Below are 12,994 nucleotides of genomic sequence, written 5' to 3' on the forward strand. Positions count from 1 at the left end.
GTGTTTGATGGAAGACTATGAAAGGCGGCTTTCCGTTGCCAAGCAATTTCTTGAAGAACTGGAAAAACGCCGGATTTCGGTCAGCTTAAAGGGTGACAACCTTGGCATATCGGCGCCAGCCGGCACGCTGGACGATCCGCTCAAGAACCGGCTTCGCGAACAGAAAAAGGCGTTGATAGAGGTTTTGACCCGTCGCGAAGCTGCACGCAGACGCGCCGCTGAACCCGGTCAACACCGCAATGGACGCACGCGTTTTCCTCTTTCCTTTGCACAACGACGGCTCTGGTTCCTAGAAAAAGTGAACCCGGCATCCAATGCTTACGTCATCAGCGGCGCGATGCGAATGCAGGGCCGGATTGATATTGCGTTACTCGAAAAAGCATACGCGCTCCTCACTCAGCGCCACGAGGCGCTGCGAACCCGCTTTGGCGAGGCCGACGGCGTTCCCTACACCGAGGTGTTGGATCAGATTTCGCCAGATTTCGAACTATACGATGTCCCGGATGCAGATCCGGATATCGGGCAAGCCGAGATCGCCCGGCTTATCGAATCGCAGATGCCCGCTCCGTTCGATCTTTCAAAGGCACCGTTGATATCGGTGTCTATGCTTCGGCTGGCGCCGGAAGACCACGTCATGTTCTGCCGAATCCATCACATCGTCTCGGACGGCTGGTCGCTGGCGCTGATCTCTCGTGAGTTGCTGACGATCTACGAAGCTTTGAGCGCAGGCAAAAACCCGGACTTGCCAAAGGTCGACGTACACAGTCTCGACCATGCCCTATGGGAGCACGATTGCTCCGAGTCGGGCGCTTGGCGTGGTGATCTCGACTACTGGGTCGAGCAGCTTAAGGACGCCCCGGCGCTGACTGAACTCCCAACCGATCGGCCGCATCCCGAACGTCCAAGCTATCGAGGCGCGCGCGCGACATTAGATTTCTCTTCGGATCTGGTCGAAGCTTTGCAGAAGACGGCGCGCGACTCGAGAACGACGCTCTACATGATCGTGCTCGCGGCCCTGCAAGTACTCCTGCATCGCCATTCAAAGCAGGAAACTGTCCTCATCGGATCACCCGTCGCCAACCGAATGAACCAGAAGTTCGAGAATACGATCGGCTGCCTCATTAACAACATCGTATTGCGGGGCGATCTGGAACAGGACATGCCCTTTCACGCCTATCTTCAGCAGGTCAAGGAAACCTTGCTGGAAGCGCAGAATCACAGTGGCCCTCCTTTCGATATGGTGGTTGAGGCATTGCGTCCAGAACGCACGCCCCGCCATGCCGCGGTCTTTCAAGTGCTGTTCACGCTGATGAGCTTTCCGGAAAACAACGCCGAAGCGGCGGGTTTCGCCACCACCCCGATCCCCTTCCAGAACGGCGCGACGCGGACCGATCTGTCGATTGAGATGACCGAATTTCGCGGCTTGTTGAAGACCACCTACGAGTACGCGACGGATCTGTTTGACGCCGCAACCATCGAAAGGCTGCATGATCGCTTTGAAACCCTGCTCTGGTCGATATGTCGCGACCCGGATCAGAACATTCAGGAACTCGACATTGTTGCTGCGGCCGACAAGGCCCAGATGGCCGAGCTATCCAGCGTCAGAAGCCTGAGTTTCCCTCAAGTATCCCCGGCGCAACTGATTGACGCAAAGGCAGCGCACAACCCCGAATGCCAAGCGGTTGTCGCTGGCGATTCAGCACTGGACTACGGAACACTCGTGCGACGCGCCAATGGACTTGCCCATCAGCTGGTCTCAGGTGGGGTAGAACCCCAAGATCTCGTAGCTGTAGCACTTGAACCCGGGTGCAATCTGGTGGTCAGTTTGCTTGCAGTGTGGAAAGCAGGCGCAGCATATGTGCCGCTTGATCCCCACCACCCACCGCAGCGTTTGGCCGACATCCTTGAAGATGCCCAGCCATGCATGGTGATAAGCACTTCGGACCTTGCCAGCGCTTTGCCGGATGTAGGTGCGCAAAGGCTAGATCTGGACCTGATCGCCATATCCGAAAGCGATGAAGCGCCACGAAACGGCGCCCCGGAAGACCTTGCCTATGTCATGTACACATCCGGTTCCACAGGCCGCCCGAAAGGAGTTGAAGTCGAACACCGCAATCTAGTCTCGTTCCTCGAAACTATGCGGAAAGAGCCGGGCCTGAAGCCCGGCGACAGGCTGCTTTCCGTTACAACAACATCCTTTGACATCGCAGGGTTGGAACTTTGGCTGCCGTTGACGACCGGCGCGACCGTTGTTCTCGCCAACCGCTCCGAGCGTTTGGACGGACGGGCACTGGCGTCACTGCTCAGCCGGGAGCAGATCGCCATGATGCAGGCTACTCCGGCCACATGGCGGCTGCTGCTGGATTCCGGCTGGTCCGGAATGCTCCGGCTAAAGGCGCTCTGTGGCGGCGAGGCAATGCCACGGACGCTGCCCGCCGCACTGCTGCCGCGGGTGGGGTCGCTATGGAACATGTACGGTCCGACAGAGACCACGATCTGGTCGACTTGCTTGAAAATCGAAGTGGAAGAAGACGCGGTCTGCATTGGCAAACCCATCGCGAATACCCGCATTGCCGTGATGGATGACAAGGGTAACGCGCTCCCGTCCGGCGTCGTCGGAGAACTTTGCATCGCTGGTGCTGGCGTGGCCCGAGGATACCGGAACCGCCCCAACCTTACGGCGGAAAAATTCACGGCTCTGGAGTTTCCAGGTAGCGGGCCTGTCAGAGCCTACAGAACCGGCGATCTGGTTCGCCAGCGCAGCGACGGTCAAATCATCTATGTCGGACGCAACGATTTTCAGGTCAAGATCCGCGGTTTCAGGATCGAACTGGGTGAGATCGAGGCCCGTCTGGCAACTCTAACTGGCGTCGCCGATTGCGCGGTGGATACCTGGGAGCCGGAAGGCGGGCAGGTTTCACTCGTGGCCTATGTCGTCCCCTCGAACGGTTTTCCCTTCGATATCGAAAAGACGCGTTCAGAGCTGCGCAAAGTGCTGCCAGAATACATGGTTCCTGCGGCCTTTGTGACGCTGGATGCAATACCGCTGACACCCAACCGCAAGGTTGATCGAAGAGCGCTCCCCAAGCCGAAAAGCGAAGATGCAAATCGGGTAGCACTGCCAATCGCCGACGTCGCGATGTCCGATGCTGAACGTCGCGTCGCCGAAATATGGTGCGATCTGCTCGATATCTCCGGCGTCGGACTCCACCAGAGTTTTTTCGACGTCGGCGGCTACTCGATGATCCTTGTAACACTGCATGAACGGCTCAGCAGCGAATTCAAAGCAACCCTGCCTCTGGTCGAGTTGTTCCGCCTGACCACTGTGGCACTTCAGGCTGCGGCCTTCGAACATGGGACAAGCGAAACCGACAACGGATCGGTTGCACAGGCACGACAACGCGCAGAGAGATTTGCCAATGTCTGATGCGCCCGTCAGCGGGTCCGGATTTCCGGCCCACGCCGTGGCCGTGGTCGGAATGGCCGGAAGGTTTCCCGATGCGCCCGATTTGGGATCCTTCTGGCGAAACATCAGGGATGGTGTTGAATCCCTGCGTGATTTCACACCCGACCAGATGACTGCGGCTGGCGTACCGACGGCGCTGCAAAACAATCCGCGTTTCGTGCGCAAGGGCACGGTTCTGGATAACTCTGACATGTTCGATGCCGAGTTCTTCCAGATTTCTCCGGGCGAAGCGCAAATTATGGATCCTCAGCAGCGCCTGTTTCTGGAATGCGCCTGGGAGGCGCTCGAACACGCCGGTTATACGCCTGGTGGTTTTGACATGCCTGTAGGTATTTACGCAGGCGTCAGCATGAACACGTACCTGACGTTTCATATTCTCGGAAATCGCAAGCAGGCCGAAGCGGCGGGCGCGTATCAGCTTATGCTCGGCAACGACAAGGATTTCCTCTGTACTCGGGCGTCCTACAAGCTGGACCTGAAAGGTCCGAGCGTAACAGTGCAGACCGCCTGTTCCACCTCACTTGTCGCGGTCGAAATGGCGTGCCGTGCCTTGGCGCGCGGTGAATGCGGCATGGCGCTTGCCGGGGGCGGATCGATCAACTTTCCGCAACAGACCGGGTATCTCTATCAGGAAGGAATGATCTTTTCTCCCGACGGCCATTGCAGGCCCTTCGATGTAGAGGCCCGTGGCACCCGCGCCGGGGCAGGTGCCGGACTGGTCATGCTCAAACGTTATACGGACGCCCTGCGCGATGGCGATACCATACATGCGGTGATCCGGGGCGCAGCGGTAAACAACGACGGTGCTGCCAAGGCAGGATATACCGCGCCCAGCATCGATGGGCAGGCAGAGGTGATAGCCACGGCGCAGACAATCGCCGGGGTAGAACCGCGGACGATTACTTACATTGAGGCGCATGGGACCGCCACTCCGCTTGGTGATCCGATCGAAATAGCGGCTCTGACCAGGGCGTTTCGCGACCGTACCGACGATACCGGATTCTGTCGCCTTGGTGCCCTCAAGGCGAACATCGGCCATCTCGATGCAGCGGCAGGCGTGGCCGGTCTGATCAAGACGATCCTCTGCCTCAAAAACGCGTATATCCCGCCAGTGGTCAATTTCCGCGAACCCAATCCCAAGCTCGCGCTGGAAGACAGCCCGTTCACCATATCGGCTGAGGGTTCGGACTGGATCTGCGAGGGACCTCGTCGTGCCGCCGTCAGTTCCTTCGGAATCGGCGGTACAAATGCGCATCTGATTATCGAAGAGGCACCGCAAATCAGCGCGAGGCCCGCCGATACTCGACCGAGAACGCTTGTCCTATCGGCCCGTACCCAAACTGCACTGGCAGAGGTATCGAACCGACTTGCGGGCAGGCTGAGCGACCCTGACGCGCCGACACTGCATGACGTCGCACACACATTGCTTTCGGGCCGAAAGGCATTTCGTCACCGGAAGTTTGTCGTTGCATCCGACGCAGAAGAGGCAGCTGAGGAATTGCGTCGTCAAAGCCGGGGCAGCGTGCATGACGGCGGCGCACGCCGCGTGGCCTACATGTTCAGTGGTCAGGGCAGCCAATTCGCGGGAATGGGTGCCGGTCTGTACGCCGAAAACGCAACCTTCAAGGATGCTTTCGACCTTTGTGCTGACATCCTTACGACCCCGTTGGGCTGCGACCTGCGCGACGCGGTCCTCAAGGGCGATGATCCCCGTATAAATGAAACATGGCTGACTCAGCCCGCGCTTTTTGCGCATGAATATGCGCTTGCCAAAACTTGGATGGCTCTTGGCATCGCCCCGACCGCGATGATCGGTCATAGCATTGGCGAATACGTCGCCGGGCATCTGGCCGGTGTCATGTCGCTCGAAGATGCCCTGTCACTTGTGACCCTGCGCGGAAGTCTCATGCAAGAGATGGCGCCGGGAAGCATGGCCGCCGTTCCTCTTCCCGCTGGCGAACTGCGGCGGCGACTCGCTGGACGGGCAGAAATCGCGGCAGAAAACGCTGCTGAACTGAACGTCATTTCGGGAGAAACCGAAGCGATTGAAGAAATTGTCTCCGAGCTTTCCGGTGATGGAGTTGCCGCCAAGATGCTGCGGACCTCGCATGCCTTCCATTCAAGCATGATGGAGCCTGCCCTTGATCGCTTTATCGCCGCCGTCGAAAATATCGACCTTAGCGCACCCAAGGTCGATTATATCTCCAACGTGAGTGGAACGTGGATCACGCCACAAGAGGCAATCTCAGCCGACTACTATGCCCGCCACCTGCGTGGCACGGTCAAATTCGAAGCAGGTCTGCGCGTTTTGGGAGAGGACTCATCCGTATTCTTGCTAGAGGTCGGCCCGGGCACGACGCTTGCGACGCTCGCACAGATGACCTTCCCGGCATCCCGCGCACGCATAAGCGCCTCGCTCTCCCATCCGGGCGAGCAAAAGCCTGACGGCAAGGCGATGCTCGAAGCGACCGGCAGGCTGTGGGCTGCTGGCGTACCGATCTCGCACACAACTAATCAAGCGCAGGAGGATGCAACAGCACGCCGCGTGCCACTGCCGACCTATCCTTTTGAAAGATCGCGCCATTGGGTCGATCCTGCGCCCGGAACCGAGACTGGCCTCGCAATCAACGCAGAGCCAACACTGCCGCGCGTGACCGCCAATCCGTACCTCTGCCAGCCGGTATGGTCCACCGCACCGGTCGTGCCACTTCTCCGTCTTGAAGGGCGCTGGCTAATACTAGTCGAAACTGCCGATCAGGCCCAGGCTCTGAAGAAAGAATTACAGGAAAAAGGCGCGCATGAAGTCGTGGCCATTCTGCCTGGCCATCTGCCACGGACAGGCCCGATTGCCGTTGCCCGGCCGGGAAATCATCAGGATCTGGTGGCGGTCCTCGGTGCTGAAGGGACGCCCATTTCAGGCATCGTCGTGGCGTGGGGAGCTTCGGATAACAAGATCGACGGACGCATGTCTCTGGACGTAGGTCTTTCAATCGCCCACCTCGCACAGGAGGTCCCGATTACTGCGCCGGTTAAAGTGGTCTTTGTGACCCAATCCGCGCAATCCGTTCTGGGTGAACGCGCGTTGCGGCCTGACATGGCACAATCAGCCGGGCCGGTACTTGCGCTTTCTGTCGAAGACCCGCGCCTCCAACTGCGCCATCTCGATCTTTCCGCTAACGACACTGATCAAGGAGACCTGCACTTCGCTGCCCTGATCGCGGACGAAGCCTGTCGCGACGATTTCGAAATGACCTGCGTCCGCCGCGCGGGCATTCGTTTCCACCGTCGTTTTGAGCCGGTCGCGCCGCCAGCCGAAGGTCTCGCTCTGCCCGATGGTGCAGTCTGCCTGATCACCGGAGGGCTTGGCGACCTTGGACGGCAAATCGCTTTGGCATTGGCCAAAGCAGGGCGGATAAGATTGGTGCTGACCTCGCGCAAAAAGCTTCCCCCTCGCGCCGAATGGGAAGAACTCATCTCGAGCACAAAAGAGGACGCCAAACTCTTTTCCGATTTGATCGAGATTGAAGACCAGGGTGCCGAATTGTTTGTTGCCGATTGCGATATGGGTGACGAGGCGCGGCTATCAAACATCCGCAACGAAATCCTCGAACGTTGGGGGGCGCTGGATGTCATCATACATGCCGCCGGTTACGCAGGCAGCGGCGCTCTTGCGATACGTCAGACCGCCGAGGACGTGTCGCGGACCCTCGTACCGAAAGTGGACGGACTTCGCGCATTGGCCCGCGTCTTTCGAAAGGACGAGCTGGGCCTTGTTGTCTTGATGAGCTCGATCAACTCGCTGGTCCCGGCGGCCGGGGCAATCGATTACGCCGCTGCCAATGCCTTTCTGGATGTCTGGCCGCAAAGCGCCGAACGCCCCGAGTGCTGGAAAAAGGTAACCGTATTCAACTGGGACGCGTGGGCGGATATCGGCATGGCCGCGCGCCGCCAAATGCGACGCGAAGACCCTGACCTGCGCATGATAGATGCCGCCGCCGCGACTGATCTATTCATGCGCATCGCCGCCGGTCCAGAGCGTCAGGTTGTCGTAACGCCCCACGACCTCCCAAGGCTCGCGGTCGAGATGAAGCGTGCGGCCATTGCACCCACCCCCACCGAACAACCTGAAATCGCGCCCGAAGCTCAGCTTACCGGCAGCGAGTTTGCGACGCGAGACAGCTTTGAAAGTGAGGAAGAATATCAGGTTGCGTTGCTCTGGGCCGAATTGCTGCAGACCGAGATCACCGGCCCGCAAGAGGACTTTTTCGAACTCGGAGGGCACTCCCTTATGGCGACCCGGTTCCTGTCACGGCTGGAAGTCACGACATCCGCGCAGTTGACTCTCAGAGATGTCTTCGACGGTCGAACGATTGCTGCGATTGCCAGCAAAATCGCAAGTTCGAATGGAGCATCCGATGGCGATGAACATGACGCGGGCCGGGAGGAGTTCATTCTGTGACGGCGACAGAATTATTGCAGGAAGTCCGCGCGCGGGGCGGTCGCATTGCATTGGCTGGCGAAAACCTCCGCTTGTCGGGACATGTCGGTAGCCTGAGCGAGGAACTGCGCCAGAAAATCCTCGATCACAAATCCCAGATAATGGCGATCTTACGCGAAGAGGAAAACAAGGGCGCGACCATCCTCCCCAAAGACGGTCCCCTGCCGCTGTCCCATTTCCAGGAACGCCTCTGGATCATCCAGCAGCTTGATCCGTCAGCGACCGAATACAATCTGGTTACGGTCTGGGCCATGGAGCATACTGGTGCAGAAGCACTCGAAGCGGCGTTAAGAAATGTGGTGACACGGCACAGCATATTGCGCACTGTTTTTCATGAAACTCCAACCGGCCCCGAAGCAGAGGTGCTGGAGCCGGATTGCGTCTCAATCGTGGACGTCGACCTGTCCGACCTGAACGAAGCGCAAAGCAAACAAGCGCTGGCCGAACTTGTGGAGCGCGAAACCCACCGTGTTTTCGAGCTGGACAAGGCACCGCCAGCACGCTTCGTGATACTGAATTTGGCGAATGGCGATACCGCGCTTCTTGTTGCGGTACATCATATCGCCATCGACCACTGGTCTCTCTCGATCCTGCGGCGCGAGCTGACAGCAGCGCTTTCTGAACCATCCGCTTATTCAAAACAGGCCGGGCTTCCAGAATACGCCGATTATGCAGGGTGGCAGCGGCGGCGACTGGACCCGTCGCGCCTTTCCGAGCATCTCGATTGGTGGGAAAAGAAACTTGGCGGTCACCCCGAAATGTGCACCTTTCACGCCGACCTTGTGCCGGGGCTCGAACCGGAGGGAACCAGCCGGTCGTTTGTCTGGGACAGGGACTTCTCAGAGCGGCTGCAAGCCTTTGCGAACGAGCGCAATATCAGCTTGTACATCTGTCTTCTCGCCGCCGCTTCGATCGCGTTGCATCGCCACACCGGCCTCGAGGATATCGTACTCGGTAGCCCTGTTGCTCTTCGTGAACGGGCTGAGTTCGAAGGCATTATAGGCCCCTTCGTGAACACTCAGGTACTGCGGATGGACCTTTCCAGCAATCCCTCGGTGGCCGAGGTTCTGGAGGCCTGCCGTACTTCCATGCTGGATTCATTCCCGCATAGCCACGTACCATTTGAAATGGTGGTAGACCGGCTTCAACCGGTGCGCAGCCTGAACCGGTCACCGCTCTTTCAGTTTGCCGTGGTACTGCAAAACGCCGACGACACTCAGGTCGAACCGATATTCGGCGGTGGTGCGATTCACGACATGACGTGGATCGTACGGACGTCCGGCGGACAGGTCATGGGCGCAATTGAATATCGCTCCGACATCTATCTCGGGGACACGGTAGAGCGCATTATCGAACGGCTGGAACTGATCCTACGCTGTATGCTTCAAGACCCCGAAATCAAATTAGCCGACATTCCCCTGTTATCGCAAAACGACCGGCGGATTCTGTCGAATGAATTCATACCCACCGAAGTCGAATGCGATGCGGTTCCCTATCCAGTCCAGTTTTCCCGGATTGCCGAACAGGTCCCGGATTCTACCGCAATCCGGCATGAAGGTGAATCGGTCAGCTACGCGGCACTTGCCGCACGTGCGAACCGAATTGCCCGGTATCTGTCATCTCTCGGCATCGGACCAGGTCAGGTGGTTGGGTTGTGCCTTGATCGAACGCCCGATCTGATCGCCTCCATCATCGCCGTGCAAAAGACAGGTGCAGCACATCTGCCGCTGGACCCGGGGTTTCCCGAAGACCGGCTGAACTACATTCTTTCAGACAGCAGGGCCACTGCGGTGCTGACCGGCGAAGGCACAGCCGGATACCTGACGCTCCCCGAAGACGTAACCGAAATCAATCTGCACTCGGACACTCAGGTGATCGACGCCATGTCTCCGGATGATCTGGACCACGACATCGATCCGGACTCGCGCGCGCATCTCATTTATACATCAGGCTCGACCGGGCGGCCAAAGGGCGTACAGATTTCCCATCGCGCAATGTCCAACCTGTTGGCCGCTTTGCGCGACGAACCGGGAATGAGTCCCAACGACATTGTTGCCGCAACCACAACGGCGTCTTTCGACATCGCGGCGGTCGAATTACAATTACCACTGACCGTCGGAGCCACGATCGAATTGATCAGCCGCGAGGTCGCCACCAATGGTGAAGACCTTGCCGCAGCTCTGGCCGCCTGTGGCGCTACGGTTGTTCAGGCAACCCCCTCGGCGTGGCGACTTCTGATAGAAGGCGGATGGAAAGGTGGCCGAGACATTCTTGCGATCACCGGAGGCGAACCGCTTACCCGAGATCTCGCCGATGATCTGCTTGACCGTGTCGGCAGTCTCTGGAACGGCTTCGGACCCAGCGAGACCACGATCTACTCGACCGGGGCGTGGATCACACCGGGGCGAGACGCAATCAGTATCGGACGACCGGTGCGCAATACACGCGTCCTGCTCCTCGACGAAACCGGGGAACTGGTGCCTATCGGCATGCAGGGTGAGATCTGCATCGGCGGGGCAGGGGTTTTCAAAGGCTATGTCGGCAAACCCGAACAGACCGAGAAAAGCCTCGTATCGGATCCATTATTGCCGCAGAACGCGCCGCTCTACCGCACCGGCGATATCGGACGCTGGGCGCCGAACGGTCAACTCTACCATCTGGGGAGACGAGATAATCAGGTAAAGATTCGCGGTGTGCGGATCGAGCTTGGCGAGATCGAAGCCTCGCTTCTGGCATCGCCCCAGATACGTCAGGCGGCAGTGCTCGTTCATGACTCCGGTCACGGAGATCTGCGCCTCGTGGCTTACCTCGTCTTCGAGGATGGCGAGGAACTGACCGCCAGCGAAGTCCGGCGAAATCTGCGGGCCACGTTACCCCGCTACATGATCCCGTCCGTAATAATGGAACTGCCGAAATTGCCGATGACGCCCGGTGGTAAACTTGATCGTCGCTCGCTGCCTGCGCCTTTCAGGGGCGGCGGTCTGGGCCACCCCGTCGCGGTACCCCCACGCCCGGGAATGGAGCGGGCGCTGGCGGATATCTGGGCTGACGTCCTGCAGGTGGATGACGTGGGTGCGGACGACAATTTCTTTGAACTCGGGGGTCATTCGCTTATAACTCTGCGAGTTGCGAAAAGGGTGCGATCTGAACTGGGGCTGGCTCTCGATCCACGGCTGCTGTTTTTCAAGAGTCTCCGGCAGATCGCTCTCGAATTGACACAACAATTAAGTTGAAAGACAAATTTTCATATGAACCCGTTTTTTCTGGGCAATTCAAAACGCCGGCTGTTTGGCGTCTATCATGCGCCGCGCCTCTCGAGAGGTGCTGAACGCGCGGTAGTCCTCTGCCCACCGTTCGGGCATGAATACATCTATTCCCACCGGTCAATGGCACGACTGGCAACGACACTCGCCGCCGCCGGATTCCATGTTTTGCGCTTTGATTACTTCGGAACCGGAGATTCCGGCGGTGAGGCACGCGATGTTACCCTGGCCGGCTGCCGTGCTGACATTGATATGGCCATCGAAGAACTTCTGGACATGAGCGGTGCCGACCGCGTTTCGCTAGTCGGTCTGCGTCTTGGTGCCACTTTGGCTGTCGAGGTCGCGGCGGGCGATCCTCAGAGGATCGACCGTGTCGTGCTCTGGGATCCTGTCATCGAAGGCGAAGAATACGTGGCGGCACTGTTCGAGGCGGCTGCGACCATGCCGATCGGCATTGAACATCCACACAACCTGCCCAGGACGCCGAACGGCGAATATGAAATCTGCGGCTTTCCCCTGACGGCCTCGCAACGCAGCGAAATAGCGGGCGTCGATATCATGCCGCATCTTTCAAAGCTGCCTCGGCGATGGTTTACGCTGGTGACCAAACCGCTAAAATCCCATGAAATCTTTCGATCTGCCCCCGACGCCAAGGGTTCCCCGGAGGACCACCGGTTTGAACAGATTGAAGACCGCGCCGCCTGGAAAGAAGATTGGCCGCTCAATGCCGGAAACGTTCCTGCACTCGCCATTTCCCGCATCGAGGCATGGATGACATGAACCAGCCGCAGGATGGCAACGCAAAACCTCCGCGTGAGCAAGTTGTCCTGTTCGGCGCTAAACAATCCCTTTGCGGTATCGTGACCCATCCCACCACCAAGACGCCCGGGATCCCGATTGTCGTACTCAACACGGGGATCATCCACCGGGTCGGGCATCACCGCATGTATGTGACTCTCGCGCGTCGCTGGGCCGCGCAGGGCCATCCCGTTGTGCGTTTTGATTTCGGCGGGATCGGCGACAGCCCGGTGCAAAGCGACGAACTGCCTCCACTCGACGCAAATCTCATCAGCATCGGCGAGGTCTGCGACTGGGTTGAAAGCAATCTGGGACTGTCGCGTTTCGTGCTGATCGGTCTTTGTTCCGGCGCCGACCACTCGGTTATTTACGCGGCCCGCGACCCACGGGTAGCCGGTGTGGTTCTGATTGACCCGACCATTCCGCGAACCTGGCAGTTTTTCCTGCGCGATACGCTAAGCCGGCTTAAACGACCGGTGATCTACCGAAATATCCTGAGCGGTCGCGGCAGTACCTGGGCTCGTATCCGGCACCTGTTTGGCGGCAAGGCCCCCGAACCGCGACAGGGAGAGTTTGCCCAGCCACAGCTGGAAACCCCCGAAGCCATCGCCTTTCTCGAAGAGACCTACCAGAAGGCCGTGACCAACGGGGCAGAAATGCTCGCCGTGTTTACAGGGGGACACAGCTTTCAGCACAATTACCGCAGGCAGTTGCTGGACGCTCTGCAAAACGTCGACTTTGGCGAACAACTGGACCTTCACTACTTCAAGGACAGCGATCACACCTTCACGTATCTCAAGCACCGCGAAAGGCTGTTCGCTTTGCTAGACGAATGGCTTGAAAAAAAGTGCAGGACGGCGGGGGAAATCACCCGATAAATACTGCGAAGGATCACTCCACCGGCTGCCCACATTCCCAGGTCAAACGGCGGATTCTTTTCCCCAAGCACAATCCAGTTGAGCTTCCATT

Annotated in this window: 5 protein-coding genes; all 5 read left to right on the forward strand. The window is 58.7% G+C overall.

Annotated features, from left to right (window positions below):
• The first annotated feature begins 7 nt into the window (after positions 1–7).
• Genes ACU0FH_RS08255 through ACU0FH_RS08275 form a run of 5 tightly spaced genes read left to right on the forward strand, consistent with a single transcriptional unit; the run spans position 8 to position 12,903 of the window.
• Entirely contained in the window at positions 8–3,427 is a 3,420-nt protein-coding gene (locus ACU0FH_RS08255) for an amino acid adenylation domain-containing protein (protein WP_446194188.1), read from the forward strand.
• Positions 3,420–7,925 (forward strand): SDR family NAD(P)-dependent oxidoreductase, encoded by a 4,506-nt coding sequence (locus ACU0FH_RS08260; RefSeq protein ID WP_446194189.1) that lies wholly within the window; start codon positions 3,420–3,422, stop codon positions 7,923–7,925. The genes ACU0FH_RS08255 and ACU0FH_RS08260 overlap by 8 nt, the downstream gene beginning before the upstream one ends.
• Positions 7,922–11,197 carry an amino acid adenylation domain-containing protein gene (locus ACU0FH_RS08265; RefSeq protein WP_446194190.1) on the forward strand — a complete coding sequence of 1,092 codons (3,276 nt, stop codon included), beginning with the start codon at positions 7,922–7,924 and terminating at the stop codon, positions 11,195–11,197. The genes ACU0FH_RS08260 and ACU0FH_RS08265 overlap by 4 nt, the downstream gene beginning before the upstream one ends.
• 15 nt (positions 11,198–11,212) lie before the next feature.
• On the forward strand, positions 11,213–12,007 hold the full coding sequence (locus tag ACU0FH_RS08270; protein WP_446194191.1) for an alpha/beta fold hydrolase: 795 nt from the start codon (positions 11,213–11,215) through the stop codon (positions 12,005–12,007).
• Entirely contained in the window at positions 12,004–12,903 is a 900-nt protein-coding gene (locus tag ACU0FH_RS08275) for an alpha/beta fold hydrolase (protein WP_446194192.1), read from the forward strand. Before ACU0FH_RS08270 ends, ACU0FH_RS08275 begins: the two co-directional genes overlap by 4 nt.
• Positions 12,904–12,994: the final 91 nt, after the last annotated feature.

The sequence above is a fragment of the Heliomarina sp. genome (genome assembly GCF_052826185.1).